The organism is Macrococcus brunensis (assembly GCF_022343725.1).
Classification (GTDB): domain Bacteria; phylum Bacillota; class Bacilli; order Staphylococcales; family Staphylococcaceae; genus Macrococcus; species Macrococcus brunensis.
Genome location: NZ_CP092179.1, coordinates 1912779 through 1930865, shown reverse-complemented (window position 1 = coordinate 1930865; position 18087 = coordinate 1912779). Strand labels below are relative to the sequence as shown.

At 49.0% G+C, this 18087-nt stretch carries 6 protein-coding genes and 1 pseudogene; 6 read left to right on the top strand and 1 reads right to left on the bottom strand.

Annotated elements, in window-relative coordinates; genetic code table 11:
• Window positions 1–314 precede the first annotated feature (314 nt).
• The 3 genes and pseudogenes from MGG13_RS10195 to nhaC (MGG13_RS10185) all read left to right on the top strand — a co-directional run bounded on the left by MGG13_RS10195 (window position 315) and on the right by nhaC (MGG13_RS10185) (window position 15536).
• The gene (locus MGG13_RS10195; RefSeq protein WP_239034792.1) at window positions 315–13439 is read left to right on the top strand and encodes a Rib/alpha-like domain-containing protein; all 13125 of its coding nucleotides are present in this window, start codon (window positions 315–317) and stop codon (window positions 13437–13439) included.
• A 226-nt stretch (window positions 13440–13665) separates the two neighbouring features.
• Window positions 13666–14025, top strand: a complete 360-nt coding sequence (locus MGG13_RS10190; protein WP_165983117.1) for a MarR family winged helix-turn-helix transcriptional regulator — start codon at window positions 13666–13668, stop codon at window positions 14023–14025.
• A 151-nt stretch (window positions 14026–14176) separates the two neighbouring features.
• Window positions 14177–15536, top strand: a pseudogene (gene nhaC / locus MGG13_RS10185) (Na+/H+ antiporter NhaC).
• Between the two features lie 20 nt (window positions 15537–15556).
• Here nhaC (MGG13_RS10185) and MGG13_RS10180 read toward each other — a convergent pair.
• Window positions 15557–15715, bottom strand: a complete 159-nt coding sequence (locus MGG13_RS10180; protein WP_239034791.1) for a hypothetical protein — start codon at window positions 15713–15715, stop codon at window positions 15557–15559.
• 112 nt (window positions 15716–15827) lie between these two features.
• On the opposite strand from MGG13_RS10180, the gene MGG13_RS10175 reads away from it, so the two are divergent.
• The 3 genes from MGG13_RS10175 (at window position 15828) to nhaC (MGG13_RS10165) (ending at window position 18086) form a co-directional block, all read left to right on the top strand.
• Window positions 15828–16130, top strand: a complete 303-nt coding sequence (locus MGG13_RS10175; protein ID WP_239034790.1) for a hypothetical protein — start codon at window positions 15828–15830, stop codon at window positions 16128–16130.
• Window positions 16131–16193: 63 nt separating this feature from the next.
• Window positions 16194–16394 (top strand): hypothetical protein, encoded by a 201-nt coding sequence (locus tag MGG13_RS10170; RefSeq protein WP_239034789.1) that lies wholly within the window; start codon window positions 16194–16196, stop codon window positions 16392–16394.
• 270 nt (window positions 16395–16664) lie between these two features.
• Window positions 16665–18086: a Na+/H+ antiporter NhaC gene (nhaC, locus tag MGG13_RS10165; protein ID WP_275416080.1), complete on the top strand. Its 1422-nt coding sequence runs from the start codon at window positions 16665–16667 to the stop codon at window positions 18084–18086.
• Window position 18087 lies beyond the last annotated feature (1 nt).

Genomic DNA, 18087 nt, shown 5'->3' with positions numbered 1-18087 from the left:
AATATTTAGTTTGAAAAAGGATGATTTTAATAAAAATTTACAAAAATATAATATTTAAGTTATTTTATACTAGAAAATGATTTTTGATGCTTTGATGTCTTAAAACCAACTGAAATAAACAGTATTAACTATAAAGAAGTTATAATTTAAAAATGATATTTAAAGATGTGTATAAAAAAGATTAACTACCATAATGATTATAAATCATATTGTCTGATATTTAATTGAAATAAGATATAATAGGGTAGAGTTAATATATTAAAAAGATTTTCAAATTATATAAGCGCATTAATTATAATGCCAATGGAGGAAATATGAATAAGAAGCCTAACAACCGGAGATTTGATTTTATTCCTAACCGTCTGAACAAGTATTCTATCCGAAAATTCACTGTAGGAACAGCGTCGATTCTTATCGGATCATTGTTGTTCCTTGGTCAAGGACATGAAGCGGATGCTGCAGAAGATAACACAACTGCAGGGGCTGCTTCGACAAAAACTCCGACTACTGAAGCGCCAACGACAGAGCAAGCAACAACTGAAGCACCAACGACAGAGCAAGCAACAACTGAAGCACCGGCTGCGCCAGTAGCACCTACAAATATATCTTTCAATGCTGATAATACTGTTTTAACAGGTGAAGCGACAGAAGGAACAGTGGCTAAATTAACCTTAGCAAATGGGGAAGTATTGTCTACAGATATCAATGCAGGAAGTTTTATATTTAGCGGCTTATCTGTAGCAGATGGCGAAGTTGTCTCAGTTACTGTACTAGATGCAACTGGACAAGCCAGTGAGACAGTTAAAGTTCAAGCTAATGTAATAGCAACTGAGCCGCCGACGACAGAGAAAGCAACGACGGAAGCGCCGACGACAGAGAAAGCACCGACGGAAGCACCGACGACAGAGAAAGCAACGACGGAAGCGCCGACGACAGAGAAAGCAACGACGGAAGCGCCGACGACAGAGAAAGCAACGACGGAAGCGCCGACGACAGAGAAAGCGACAACGGAAGCGCCGGCTACAGAGCAAGCAACGACGGAAGCGCCGACGACAGAGCAAGCAACGATCGAAGCACCGACGACAGAGAAAGCAACGACGGAAGCGCCGACAACAGAGCAAGCAACGACAGAAGCGCCGACAACAGAGCAAGCGCCGACAACAGAGCAAGCACCGACGACAGAGAAAGCGACGACTGAAGTGCCGACAACAGCAGTTTCAGAAACAGCGGTTGCATTAGCTTCTGCTGATACAGTGACAGATAAAGAGCAGGTACTGGCTGATACAGTAGTTTCTAACACCGGTATTTCTTTAGAAAATGCACAAGCATACGTATCGAACTTAAACCTTGATTATGCAAATTTAACAAATGAACAATTATTAACAATTCTTTTACAAGCTATTGTTGATAGTCAAGCTGCTAATCAATTACCGGCAGTAGCGTCAACACAAGATAGTGCACTTGAAAATGCTGAAAGTATTAACTTATCTATTAATGAAATTCAGACGACAGGTATCGATCAGACTATCAGTCTTTCTGGCTTAAGCACATTCAATACATTAACTGCAACTGAAACTACACAAGTCGCAGGGGATTCCACTTTAGTTATTGATGGTGTGAATGTTATTGAATCTGGATCTTCTACTGCTATTCAACATACAGTCAATGGTAAAATTGTTCAGCAATGGACAGGTAATCCACTTGAAACAAATAATACGACAGTAGCTACACCTTTAGAAGGTGTTCGAGTCTATGCACAATGGTATGAGAAAGATGGATTTGCATCACCAATTTTTACAACTACAACAGCCGCAGATGGAACTTATCATATTGTAATGAAAAGTTTGACATTAGATGATGGCACAGTGGTCAACTTTGATGCAGATCCTAACTTACCAGAAGGTGAAAAGTGGCGTGTGTGGGCTGAAACACCTGAAGGATTAAATCTTTACTACTCTTGGGAGAACAGTCAAGTTGGGCCACAATCAGTTGCAATGGATACAAGTTACAATGCCGGCAATGGTATTGGAATGGATCAACTAACTGATATTAATTTTATTTATGTTGCTGAAACAGATAATGCAGTTATGCATGACCTAGCTAATGCTGAAACTAATGTAAGAGTGCCTGGTGAAGAAGGGTATATTACTGGACAAGTATTCTGGAATAACAATGTGAACGTAGGTGCTCAGACAATGGGTGCTACGGCTACATATAGTCCGGGTACAACTGATACCGCCGCACCAAATGTTACTGTAGTAGGTTCATATTTATCTGACTATGCTTTAAATAAAATTTACACTGCTGGACAAACTTATATTGGAAAGGCTATCAGAGGTACTTCATGGACTGATGCTGATGAAGCGAAACTTCAAGCATGGATTAAATCTCAAATTGCTGCTGAAGGCACAGCATTATGGATTGGCGAAACTGTCACTACTACAACTGATAGTAATGGAAATTACGCACTTCAATTTAATGGAACTTATGGAAAAGAATATAATCTTAGAGGATATGATGGACCTCTGAATGACTCAGCACTAAATACAAATGTGGTTCTTCCGGAGTCATTGGCTATTTCTGAAGGTCTTCCAATAGGTTCCACATACGCAGATCTATTTAATCGTGTCGCATCTTCCCCGACAATTGGATCGTGGTATGGTGATGTGAGTACAAGCAGTACTAATCCAAATATAGAAGCAGCACCAAAGCATATTAACTTAAATTGGACATATGTATCTTTACAAGGTATGGATAGCTTTGGAATTGCCAGTCCTTATTACGGTAATAAATTTGCTTTTGATGATGCGAGTACATCTTGGACAAATACTTATAAAATTGATGCTGTAGCTGATCAGCATATTACAGGTGCTGATTTTGCATTATTTTTAGATGAATTGAAATTTGGTATAATTGATTATAATAATACGACTACTCCAGCATATATTGGCAATACAGTTACCACAGTTACGGCTGGTCTTCCAGCTGGCAGTATGGGTGATAATAAATATGAAATAGTATGGTACGACTCAAATGGAATTGAAGTAGCAAGTACTGGCGTTCAGAGTCCGACTGAACAAGGGACTATTTCTTCGGCAGATTTTATCGTTCCTACGACAGCCAAGCCCGGGGATATTTATACTGCCAAATTATATGCAATTGAACCAGGTGATAATGTGAGGCGTTCTCCTTATCCGTTATCTTCAGATTCATTTATAGTCGCAGCTACTCCGTTTGCCATTATTAATGAACCGGACTATATTGACGCAACTGTAGAACCTGGCGAAACTTTGACAGTTTCAGCACCACTCAATTCAGACGGCACAGCACCACCGGCAGGCACAAGCTATGCGCCGGCGGATGCGACAACCCTGCCGGCATGGGCAGTGGTGAACGCGGACGGCACCATCACGGTGAATCCGGACGCGACGGTGCCGGCCGGACAAACAACGATTCCGGTAACAGTTTCTTATCCAGATGGTTCTTCAGAAGAGATTAATGTAGTGGTGACCGTAGGTACGACCGATGCAGTAGACAACCAGCCGGACTATGTGGATACAACAGTGGAGCAGGGTACAGCAACAACAATCGCAGCGCCGCTCAATGCGGACGGGACCGCACCACCGGCAGGCACAAGCTATGCGCCGGCGGATGCGACGACCCTGCCGGCATGGGCAGTGGTGAACGCGGACGGCACCATCACGGTGAATCCGGACGCGACGGTGCCGGCCGGACAAACAACGATTCCGGTAACAGTTTCTTATCCAGATGGTTCTTCAGAAGAGATTAATGTAGTGGTGACCGTAGGTACGACCGATGCAGTAGACAACCAGCCGGACTACGTGGATACGACAGTGGAGCCGGGTACAGCAACAACAATCGCAGCGCCGCTCAATTCAGACGGCACAGCACCACCGGCAGGCACAAGCTATGCGCCGGCGGATGCGACGACCCTGCCGGCATGGGCAGTGGTGAACGCGGACGGCACCATCACGGTGAATCCGGATATCAGCGTCCCAGCAGGTCAGGTGACAATCCCGGTGGCAGTGACATATCCGGACGGCTCAGGCGGTGTGATCGATGTAGTGGTGACCGTAGGTACGACCGATGCAGTAGACAACCAGCCGGACTACGTGGATACGACAGTGGAGCCGGGTACAGCGACAACAATCGCAGCGCCGCTCAATGCGGACGGGACAGCACCACCGGCAGGCACAAGTTATGCGCCGGCGGATGCGACGACCCTGCCGGCATGGGCAGTGGTGAACGCGGACGGCACCATCACGGTGAATCCGGATATCAGCGTCCCAGCAGGTCAGATGACAATCCCGGTGGCAGTGACATATCCGGACGGCTCAGGCGGTGTGATTGATGTAGTGGTGACCGTAGGTACGACCGATGCAGTAGACAACCAGCCGGACTACGTGGATACAACAGTGGAGCCGGGTACAGCAACAACAATCGCAGCGCCGCTCAATTCAGACGGCACAGCACCACCGGCAGGCACAAGCTATGCGCCGGCGGATGCGACGACCCTGCCGGCATGGGCAGTGGTGAACGCGGACGGCACCATCACGGTGAATCCGGATATCAGCGTCCCAGCAGGTCAGGTGACAATCCCGGTGGCAGTGACGTATCCGGACGGCTCAGGCGGTGTGATCGATGTAGTGGTGACCGTAGGTACGACCGATGCAGTAGACAACCAGCCGGACTACGTGGATACAACAGTGGAGCCGGGTACAGCGACAACAATCGCAGCGCCGCTCAATTCAGACGGCACAGCACCACCGGCAGGCACAAGCTATGCGCCGGCGGATGCGACGACCCTGCCGGCATGGGCAGTGGTGAACGCGGACGGCACCATCACGGTGAATCCGGATATCAGCGTCCCAGCAGGTCAGGTGACAATCCCGGTGGCAGTGACGTATCCGGACGGCTCAGGCGGTGTGATCGATGTAGTGGTGACCGTAGGTACGACCGATGCAGTAGACAACCAGCCGGACTATGTGGATACAACAGTGGAGCCGGGTACAGCAACAACAATCGCAGCGCCGCTCAATGCGGACGGGACCGCGTTACCGGCAGGCACAAGCTATGCGCCGGCGGATGCGACAACCCTGCCGGCATGGGCAGTGGTGAACGCGGACGGCACCATCACGGTGAATCCGGATATCAGCGTCCCAGCAGGTCAGGTGACAATCCCGGTGGCAGTGACGTATCCGGACGGGTCAAGCGGTGTGATCGATGTAGTGGTGACCGTAGGTACGACCGATGCGCTTGACAACCAGCCGGACTACGTGGATACGACAGTGGAGCCGGGTACAGCAGCAACGATTGCAGCGCCGCTCAATTCAGACGGCACAGCACCACCGGCAGGCACAAGCTATGCGCCGGCGGATGCGACAACTCTGCCGGCATGGGCAGTGGTGAACGCGGACGGCACCATCACGGTGAATCCGGATATCAGCGTCCCAGCAGGTCAGATGACAATCCCGGTGGCAGTGACATATCCGGACGGCTCAGGCGGTGTGATCGATGTAGTGGTGACCGTAGGTACGACCGATGCGCTTGACAACCAGCCGGACTACGTGGATACGACAGTGGAGCCGGGTACAACGGCAACAATCGCAGCGCCGCTCAATTCAGACGGCACAGCACCACCGGCAGGCACAAGCTATGCGCCGGCGGATGCGACAACCCTGCCGGCATGGGCAGTGGTGAACGCGGACGGCACCATCACGGTGAATCCGGATATCAGCGTCCCAGCAGGTCAGGTGACAATCCCGGTGGCAGTGACGTATCCGGACGGCTCAGGCGGTGTGATCGATGTAGTGGTGACCGTAGGTACGACCGATGCAGTAGACAACCAGCCGGACTACGTGGATACGACAGTGGAGCCGGGTACAGCAACAACAATCGCAGCGCCGCTCAATTCAGACGGCACAGCACCACCGGCAGGCACAAGCTATGCGCCGGCGGATGCGACGACCCTGCCGGCATGGGCAGTGGTGAACGCGGACGGCACCATCACGGTGAATCCGGATATCAGCGTCCCAGCAGGTCAGGTGACAATCCCGGTGGCAGTGACATATCCGGACGGCTCAGGCGGTGTGATCGATGTAGTGGTGACCGTAGGTACGACCGATGCAGTAGACAACCAGCCGGACTACGTGGATACGACAGTGGAGCCGGGTACAGCGACAACAATCGCAGCGCCGCTCAATTCAGACGGCACAGCACCACCGGCAGGCACAAGCTATGCGCCGGCGGATGCGACAACCCTGCCGGCATGGGCAGTGGTGAACGCGGACGGCACCATCACGGTGAATCCGGATATCAGCGTCCCAGCAGGTCAGGTGACAATCCCGGTGGCAGTGACGTATCCGGACGGCTCAGGCGGTGTGATCGATGTAGTGGTGACCGTAGGTACGACCGATGCGCTTGACAACCAGCCGGACTACGTGGATACGACAGTGGAGCCGGGTACAACGGCAACAATCGCAGCGCCGCTCAATTCAGACGGCACAGCACCACCGGCAGGCACAAGCTATGCGCCGGCGGATGCGACGACCCTGCCGGCATGGGCAGTGGTGAACGCGGACGGCACCATCACGGTGAATCCGGATATCAGCGTCCCAGCAGGTCAGATGACAATCCCGGTGGCAGTGACATATCCGGACGGCTCAGGCGGTGTGATCGATGTAGTGGTGACCGTAGGTACGACCGATGCGCTTGACAACCAGCCGGACTACGTGGATACGACAGTGGAGCCGGGTACAACGGCAACAATCGCAGCGCCGCTCAATTCAGACGGCACAGCACCACCGGCAGGCACAAGCTATGCGCCGGCGGATGCGACAACCCTGCCGGCATGGGCAGTGGTGAACGCGGACGGCACCATCACGGTGAATCCGGATGCGACAGTGCCAGCTGGACAAGTAACAATTCCAGTTACAGTAACCTATCCAGATAATTCAAAAGAAATTATTGATATAGTTGTAACAATATTACCAGCAAATGAAATAGTTACGGATGCGATTGCTAATCAACCAGATTATATTGATACATTAGTGCAGCCAGGTACAACGACAATAATCGCAGCGCCGCTCAATTCGGATGGCACAGCACCACCGGCAGGCACAAGCTATGCGCCGGCGGATGCGACAATCCTGCCGGCATGGGCAGTGGTGAACACGGACGGCACCATCACGGTGAATCCGGATATCAGCGTCCCTGCAGGTCAGGTGACAATCCCGGTGGCAGTGACATATCCGGACGGGTCAAGCGGTGTGATCGATGTAGTGGTGACCGTAGGTACGACCGATGCGCATGACAACCAGCCGGACTACGTGGATACGACAGTGGAGCCGGGTACAGCGACAACGATCGCAGCGCCGCTCAATTCAGACGGCACAGCACCACCGGCAGGCACAAGCTATGCGCCGGCGGATGCGACGACCCTGCCGGCATGGGCAGTGGTGAACGCGGACGGCACCATCACGGTGAATCCGGACGCGACGGTGCCGGCCGGACAAACAACGATTCCGGTAACAGTTTCTTATCCAGATGGTTCTTCAGAAGAGATTAATGTAGTGGTGACCGTAGGTAAGACCGATGCAGTAGACAACCAGCCGGACTACGTGGATACGACAGTGGAGCCGGGTACAGCGACAACGATCGCAGCGCCGCTCAATTCAGACGGCACAGCACCACCGGCAGGCACAAGCTATGCGCCGGCGGATGCGACGACCCTGCCGGCATGGGCAGTGGTGAACGCGGACGGCACCATCACGGTGAATCCGGACGCGACGGTGCCGGCCGGACAAACAACGATTCCGGTAACAGTTTCTTATCCAGATGGTTCTTCAGAAGAGATTAATGTAGTGGTGACCGTAGGTACGACCGATGCAGTAGACAACCAGCCGGACTACGTGGATACGACAGTGGAGCCGGGTACAGCGACAACAATCGCAGCGCCGCTCAATTCAGACGGCACAGCACCACCGGCAGGCACAAGCTATGCGCCGGCGGATGCGACGACCCTGCCGGCGTGGGCAGTGGTGAACGCGGACGGCACCATCACGGTGAATCCGGACGCGACAGTGCCGGCCGGACAAACAACGATTCCAGTTACAGTGACATATCCGGATGGTTCTTCAGAAGAGATTAATGTAGTGGTGACCGTAGGTACGACCGATGCAGTAGACAACCAGCCGGACTATGTGGATACAACAGTGGAGCCGGGTACAGCAACAACAATCGCAGCGCCGCTCAATGCGGACGGGACCGCGTTACCGGCAGGCACAAGCTATGCGCCGGCGGATGCGACGACCCTGCCGGCATGGGCAGTGGTGAACGCGGACGGCACCATCACGGTGAATCCGGACACGACGGTGCCGGCCGGACAAACAACGATTCCGGTAACAGTTTCTTATCCAGATGGTTCTTCAGAAGAGATTAATGTAGTGGTGACCGTAGGTACGACCGATGCAGTAGACAACCAGCCGGACTATGTGGATACAACAGTGGAGCCGGGTACAGCAACAACAATCGCAGCGCCGCTCAATTCAGACGGCACAGCACCACCGGCAGGCACAAGCTATGCGCCGGCGGATGCGACGACCCTGCCGGCATGGGCAGTGGTGAACGCGGACGGCACCATCACGGTGAATCCGGACGCGACGGTGCCGGCCGGACAAACAACGATTCCGGTAACAGTTTCTTATCCAGATGGTTCTTCAGAAGAGATTAATGTAGTGGTGACCGTAGGTACGACCGATGCAGTAGACAACCAGCCGGACTACGTGGATACGACAGTGGAGCCGGGTACAGCAACAACAATCGCAGCGCCGCTCAATTCAGACGGCACAGCACCACCGGCAGGCACAAGCTATGCGCCGGCGGATGCGACGACCCTGCCGGCATGGGCAGTGGTGAACGCGGACGGCACCATCACGGTGAATCCGGATATCAGCGTCCCAGCAGGTCAGGTGACAATCCCGGTGGCAGTGACATATCCGGACGGCTCAGGCGGTGTGATCGATGTAGTGGTGACCGTAGGTACGACAGATGCAGTAGACAACCAGCCGGACTACGTGGATACGACAGTGGAGCCGGGTACAGCAACAACAATCGCAGCGCCGCTCAATTCAGACGGCACAGCACCACCGGCAGGCACAAGCTATGCGCCGGCGGATGCGACGACCCTGCCGGCATGGGCAGTGGTGAACGCGGACGGCACCATCACGGTGAATCCGGATATCAGCGTCCCAGCAGGTCAGGTGACAATCCCGGTGGCAGTGACATATCCGGACGGCTCAGGCGGTGTGATCGATGTAGTGGTGACCGTAGGTACGACAGATGCGCATGACAACCAGCCGGACTACGTGGATACGACAGTGGAGCCGGGTACAGCGACAACAATCGCAGCGCCGCTCAATTCAGACGGCACAGCACCACCGGCAGGCACAAGCTATGCGCCGGCGGATGCGACGACCCTGCCGGCATGGGCAGTGGTGAACGCGGACGGCACCATCACGGTGAATCCGGATATCAGCGTCCCAGCAGGTCAGGTGACAATCCCGGTGGCAGTGACGTATCCGGACGGCTCAGGCGGTGTGATCGATGTAGTGGTGACCGTAGGTACGACCGATGCAGTAGACAACCAGCCGGACTACGTGGATACAACAGTGGAGCCGGGTACAGCGACAACAATCGCAGCGCCGCTCAATTCAGACGGCACAGCACCACCGGCAGGCACAAGCTATGCGCCGGCGGATGCGACGACCCTGCCGGCATGGGCAGTGGTGAACGCGGACGGCACCATCACGGTGAATCCGGATATCAGCGTCCCAGCAGGTCAGGTGACAATCCCGGTGGCAGTGACGTATCCGGACGGCTCAGGCGGTGTGATCGATGTAGTGGTGACCGTAGGTACGACCGATGCAGTAGACAACCAGCCGGACTATGTGGATACAACAGTGGAGCCGGGTACAGCGACAACAATCGCAGCGCCGCTCAATTCAGACGGCACAGCACCACCGGCAGGCACAAGCTATGCGCCGGCGGATGCGACGACCCTGCCGGCATGGGCAGTGGTGAACGCGGACGGCACCATCACGGTGAATCCGGATATCAGCGTCCCAGCAGGTCAGGTGACAATCCCGGTGGCAGTGACGTATCCGGACGGCTCAGGCGGTGTGATCGATGTAGTGGTGACCGTAGGTACGACCGATGCGCTTGACAACCAGCCGGACTATGTGGATACAACAGTGGAGCCGGGTACAGCGACAACAATCGCAGCGCCGCTCAATTCAGACGGCACAGCACCACCGGCAGGCACAAGCTATGCGCCGGCGGATGCGACGACCCTGCCGGCATGGGCAGTGGTGAACGCGGACGGCACCATCACGGTGAATCCGGATATCAGCGTCCCAGCAGGTCAGGTGACAATCCCGGTGGCAGTGACATATCCGGACGGCTCAGGCGGTGTGATCGATGTAGTGGTGACCGTAGGTACGACAGATGCGCATGACAACCAGCCGGACTACGTGGATACGACAGTGGAGCCGGGTACAGCGACAACAATCGCAGCGCCGCTCAATTCAGACGGCACAGCACCACCGGCAGGCACAAGCTATGCGCCGGCGGATGCGACGACCCTGCCGGCATGGGCAGTGGTGAACGCGGACGGCACCATCACGGTGAATCCGGATATCAGCGTCCCAGCAGGTCAGGTGACAATCCCGGTGGCAGTGACATATCCGGACGGCTCGGCAGGAATTATTGATATAGTTGTAACTGTTGGTACGACAGATTCCAGTGAAAACACGCCAATCGTGACACCGATCACAACACCGGTAGGTGTAGTACCGCCAGCAACAGAGGGCATCGGTAATGAAGGTACATTCCCGCCAGGCACAACAGTGGAATGGCAGACATCACCGGATGTATCCAAACCGGGCACGACAACAGGTACAGTAGTGGTGACGTATCCAGACGGTACAAAAGATGTGGTAACAGTACCAGTGACAGTAGAAGTACCTGCAGGGCCGACGGATGCCGTTGAAAACACGCCAATCGTGACACCGATCACAACACCAATAGGTGTAGTACCGCCAGCGACAGAGGGCATCGGTAATGAAGGTACATTCCCGCCAGGCACAACAGTGGAATGGCAGACACCACCGGATGTATCCAAGCCGGGCACGACAACAGGCACAGTAGTGGTGACATATCCAGACGGTACAAAAGATGTGGTAACAGTACCAGTGACAGTAGAAGTACCTGCAGGACCGACGGATGCCGTTGAAAACACGCCAATCGTGACACCGATCACAACACCGGTAGGTGTAGTACCGCCAGCAACAGAGGGCATCGGTAATGAAGGTACATTCCCGCCAGGCACAACAGTGGAATGGCAGACATCACCGGATGTATCCAAACCGGGCACGACAACAGGTACAGTAGTGGTGACGTATCCAGACGGTACAAAAGATGTGGTAACAGTACCAGTGACAGTAGAAGTACCTGCAGGGCCGACGGATGCCGTTGAAAACACGCCAATCGTGACACCGATCACAACACCAATAGGTGTAGTACCGCCAGCGACAGAGGGCATCGGTAATGAAGGTACATTCCCGCCAGGCACAACAGTGGAATGGCAGACACCACCGGATGTATCCAAGCCGGGCACGACAACAGGCACAGTAGTGGTGACATATCCAGACGGTACAAAAGATGTGGTAACAGTACCAGTGACAGTAGAAGTACCTGCAGGACCGACGGATGCCGTTGAAAACACGCCAATCGTGACACCGATCACAACACCGGTAGGTGTAGTACCGCCAGCAACAGAGGGCATCGGTAATGAAGGTACATTCCCGCCAGGCACAACAGTGGAATGGCAGACATCACCGGATGTATCCAAGCCGGGCACGACAACAGGTACAGTAGTGGTGACGTATCCAGACGGTACAAAAGATGTGGTAACAGTACCAGTGACAGTAGAAGTACCTGCAGGGCCGACGGATGCCGTTGAAAACACGCCAATCGTGACACCGATCACAACACCAATAGGTGTAGTACCGCCAGCGACAGAGGGCATCGGTAATGAAGGTACATTCCCGCCAGGCACAACAGTGGAATGGCAGACACCACCGGATGTATCCAAGCCGGGCACGACAACAGGCACAGTAGTGGTGACATATCCAGACGGTACAAAAGATGTGGTAACAGTACCAGTGACAGTAGAAGTACCTGCAGGACCGACGGATGCCGTTGAAAACACGCCAATCGTGACACCGATCACAACACCGGTAGGTGTAGTACCGCCAGCAACAGAGGGCATCGGTAATGAAGGTACATTCCCGCCAGGCACAACAGTGGAATGGCAGACATCACCGGATGTATCCAAGCCGGGCACGACAACAGGTACAGTAGTGGTGACGTATCCAGACGGTACAAAAGATGTGGTAACAGTACCAGTGACAGTAGAAGTACCTGCAGGGCCGACGGATGCCGTTGAAAACACGCCAATCGTGACACCGATCACAACACCAATAGGTGTAGTACCGCCAGCGACAGAGGGCATCGGTAATGAAGGTACATTCCCGCCAGGCACAACAGTGGAATGGCAGACACCACCGGATGTATCCAAGCCGGGCACGACAACAGGCACAGTAGTGGTGACATATCCAGACGGTACAAAAGATGTGGTAACAGTACCAGTGACAGTAGAAGTACCTGCAGGACCGACGGATGCCGTTGAAAACACGCCAATCGTGACACCGATCACAACACCGGTAGGTGTAGTACCGCCAGCAACAGAGGGCATCGGTAATGAAGGTACATTCCCGCCAGGCACAACAGTGGAATGGCAGACACCACCGGATGTATCCAAGCCGGGCACGACAACAGGCACAGTAATGGTGACATATCCAGACGGTACAAAAGATGTGGTAACAGTACCAGTGACAGTAGAAGTACCTGCAAGGCCGACGGATGCCGTTGAAAACACGCCAATCGTGACACCGATCACAACACCGGTAGGTGTAGTACCGCCAGCAACAGAGGGCATCGGTAACGAAGATACATTCCCGCCAGGCACAACAGTGGAATGGCAGACACCACCGGATGTATCCAAGCCGGGCACGACAACAGGCACAGTAGTGGTGACTTATCCAGACGGTACAGAAGATGTATTAATAGTCACGGTAGCAGTGAAAGAACAGGCAGATAGTAGATTGGAAACACCGACTAATGTTCATAACAGTTCTCCTGTTAAATCGAAAACAACTAAAAATGTAGAGCGATTACATCAATTACCTGATACTGGGGAAACTTATAATAAAGGTTTGCTTGCAAGTGCTATAGCAATGTTTGGTGGATTATTAATTATTACATCACGCAGAAAAAAAGAACGTCATAAAAACAATTAATCAGATGAAATTATAATTAAATTAAAAAGAAGTATTAATCGAGTCTGGGACATAAATAGCTAAATCTGCTATTTATGTCCCAGACTCTTTTTAATATGCTGTCACGTTTTCGAAAGTTTCAGATAATATATTAAAATAATATTCGCTTTACAAATCCTTTTAGTTTAAAATATATGAGTAAAGATTATAAGTGTCTAGAAATTGCTATATGAAAGTAGGATTTAGAATGGTTGAGAATCAAAAAATAGAAATAGCTCATAATTTCTTTAATAAGGTTAATATAACGAGAAAAGTTTTCAAGACTTTTCTTAATGAATATCAATTAAGTATATATGATATAGAGTTGTTACTAATTATTTATGAAGCAAACAGCATTCAATTAAAAAATATTTATAAAAATGAGACTATAAAAATGAGTCAGATTAATAAATCGGTTAAAAAACTTTATGATTTTAACTTAATTACAAAAAAAAGAGTTCCAGAGGATGAGAGAACTGTTATACTGTGTATCAATCAAGAGCGCAAAGAAGAAGTCAAACATATAATTCATCATTTTAGTAGCATGATTAAAAAAGTATACAGATAAAAAATAGTTATTTTAATCAAAAAATATAGTATCTCCATAAACATTTCTTTATTATTATAATTGAAAGCGATTTCATAAAGGGGTGTCTTAATTGGAGAATAAGCATAGAAGAGAGATTGGGATTGGATGGGCATTACTTCTTTTAGTATTCATGATAGTAAGTATGTTCGGAGCTGTATATTTCCTGGAACTTGCGCCGCATATACCACTTATGATTGGTACGGCAATAGCGGCGCTTGTCGCTTACTATCATGGTTTTAGTTGGGAAGAAGTAGAAGAGATGATGTATAAAGGGATTAGACTTGCGCTCCCTGCAATCATCATTATTATCCTGGTTGGTTTAATTATTGCTGCCTGGATTGGTGGTGGTGTTGTTGCAACGATGATATATTATGGTCTTAAGATTATTACGCCTTCCATGTTTCTTGTCACCATCTGTATCAGCTGCGGCATCGTTGCTTTAGCTATCGGATCATCATGGTCAACAATGGCGACAGTGGATGTTGCCGGTATGGGGATTGGATTAAGTCTGGATATTCCAGCTGGTATGATTGCTGGTGCTGTCATTTCAGGCGCTTATTTCGGAGATAAGATGAGTCCGTTATCTGATACGACAAACCTCGCTGTCGCCCTTACGGGAATGGATTTGTTTGATCATATCAAGCATATGTTTTATGCAACTATTCCGGGACTGAGTATCGCACTGATTGCGTATTTCTTTATTGGCCGTCAGTTCAGCGGTGCTCATCTGGATATGGATAAAATTAATGCCATAAATACAGGAATGGAAAGCTAGTTTATATTATCACCATGGCTGCTACTCATTCCAGTGGTGGTTATTGTCTTAGTGGCAATTAAAGTGCCTACTGTGCCTGCATTAGTAGGAATACTGTTAGGATTTGGGGTACAGATATTGGTTCAGGGTGATACGATTCTGTACGCGGCGACGACTTTGCAGTCTGGATACGTCATTGATTCAAAAGATAAGTTCTTAACTGAGTTATTTAACAAAGGGGGACTCGAATCCATGTCTTTTACGAATATCAATGACTATTGTGGCCATGACATTCGGCGGTATTCTGGAATACAGCGGCATGTTGACAGCCATTATCAATATTATTCTTAAATTCGCTCGTAACACAGGTAGTTTAGTGGCAGCAACTGTAGTAAGTTGCTTTGCAACAAATGCAACATGTTCAGAACAGTATATTAGTATTGTCGTACCGAGTCGCATGTACATTAAGGGTTATATTGATAGAGGATTACATCCTAAAAACTTGTCTCGTGCTCTTGAAGATGGCGGTACGCTGACAAGTGTGTTTATTCCTTGGAACACTTGTGGTGTCTTCATATTAGCAACATTAGGTGTTCATGCTTATGAATATGGGCCATACGCTATATTGAATTATATTATTCCATTTATTTCAATATTATTTGGTTTTATTGGTTTTAAAATAGTGAAGATGACTGATGAAGAAAAAGCTTACTATCAAACAAAATCCTTAGGTTAGATACGGTTCGCCGTATCTTTTTATTTGAAGTCTTTTAGCTGTCTTGACTCCATGCCGCCGTCCAGACAAATATAAATGCCCTGCTGATCAACTATTTGTTTATGAGGGCAGTCCTCTTTTTTATTCATAGCAACTGCCTGTGTTAAATGAGCAATTTCGTCTGGAGTCATATGTTCCATGGTATTCACTCCTTTTTGATATCTATACCCATTCTATGGATTTTCATTTTATTTCCGTTATAAAGAAGGTTGGGGACTTTTTCAGGCAAATCGATATCCATGGAAATTTAATATGAATTGGGCGTTAGATGTTTCAGTTCAGAGAAGCCAATTGAATTATAGATATGGTAATTACGAAAAACTATATGGAAAATCAACAAATTTAACAGTATTTCATGTACTCAGAGATATATACGATCCAAACAATAAAATAGAAAGTTCTCAAGACCCTTATGATATTGTAAATGATGTGTTTGAAGGTAAAAAATATTCAGATAGTGAAAAAGAAAATTTAGCTAATGGTTTAACCTATATTGCAATGAGAGAGAGTAAAGCCACTACGTTAGAAGAATACATTAAATTTATGCAACACTAGTGAAAATATATGAGTAATGCTTGTAAGTGTCTTTTAAAGGTTCGATGAAAGTAGGGAAGTCTTTTGACAGCAAAACAGTCAGCACAGATTGCACTTAATTTTTTTGAAGGAATTAATAGTACTAGAGCCATATTAGATGAGTTTCTTGATAAGTATCATCTGAATTTATATGATATTGAATTGCTCTTAATCGTCTACAAACATGGTGAAATACAACTTAGAACGATTATCCAGAATGAGATGATTAAAGCTAATCAGATTTAAAAGTCAGTTAGAAACTTATATGATCTGAAACTTATCAATAAGGAACGTCTGCCTATGGATGAACGCACAGTACGACTTTCAATTAGAGAGTCGAGTCGAGAGCAAGTAAATCATGTGATTGAGCAGTTCAGTGATAAGGTAAGAAAAATTAATTTAGATCACAATCTTTAATATATGCACTTATTATTAAATTTTCATTTTTAGTATAGTAATTCTCAGTACACTCCATTAAAATATAATTGAAAGCGATTTCATTAAGGGGTGTTTTATTTGGAGAACAAGCAAAAAAGAGAAATTACTATTAGCTGGGCGTTACTTCCGCTTATTTTTATGATCGTCAGTATGTTCGGCGCAGTTTATTTCCTGGAACTTGCACCGCATATACCGCTCATGATCGGTACAGCTATTGCGGCGCTTGTCGCCTATTATCATGGCTTTAGCTGGGAAGAAGTCGAAGAGATGATGTATAAGGGGATTAAACTGGCACTTCCGGCAATTATCATCATTATTTTGGTCGGTTTGGTTATTGGCGCCTGGATTGGCGGCGGCGTTGTTGCAACAATGATTTATTATGGTCTTAAGATTATTACGCCTTCTATGTTTCTGGTGACCATCTGTATTATCTGCGGTATCGTCGCTCTAGCTATCGGATCATCTTGGTCAACGATGGCAACAGTTGGTGTTGCAGGTATGGGAATCGGACTCAGTATGGATATTCCGGCAGGCATGATTGCTGGTGCTGTTATTTCGGGTTCTTATTTTGGGGATAAAATGAGCCCGTTATCTGATACAACAAACCTTGCAGCAGGTCTGACGGGTACGGATTTATTTGATCATATCAAGCATATGTTTTATACAACGATTCCAGGACTGATTATCGCGCTGATTGCCTATTTCTTTATTGGACGACAGTTCAGCGGTGCTCATCTGGATATGGATAAAATTAATTCAATCAATACAGGGATGGAAAATCAGTTTGTCTTATCACCGTGGCTGTTACTGATTCCAGTGATTGTTATTATTTTAGTCGCAGTCAAAGTTCCGGCTGTGCCTGCTTTAGTAGTAGGGATACTGTTAGGATTTGGTGCGCAGATTTTTGTTCAAGGAGATTCGATCTTGCAGGCGGCTACGACTTTGCAGTCTGGATACGTCATTGATTCAAAAGATAAATTCTTAACTGAGTTATTCAATAAAGGTGGACTTGAATCGATGTTCTTCACGATATCGATGACGATTGTGGCCATGACATTCGGCGGGATTCTGGAATACAGTGGCATGCTGACAGCGATCATCAATATTATTCTTAGGTTCGCTCGGAATACCGGCAGTTTAGTCGCAGCTACAGTTGCAAGCTGTTTTGCGACAAATGCGACATGTTCAGAACAATACATCAGTATTGTAGTGCCCAGCCGAATGTATATTAAAGCTTATATTGACAGAGGGCTGCATCCTAAAAACTTGTCCCGTGCGCTGGAAGATGGTGGGACGCTGACAAGTGTCTTTATCCCTTGGAATACCTGCGGGGTCTTTATACTCGCAACATTAGGTGTCCATGCTTATGAGTATGGACCGTACACAGTGTTGAATTATGTCATTCCATTTATTTCGATTTTCTTCGGGTTTATCGGATTTAAAATAGTGAAGATGACAGATGCAGAAAAAGTTTACTATAGTGAAAAATCTTTAGGATAGA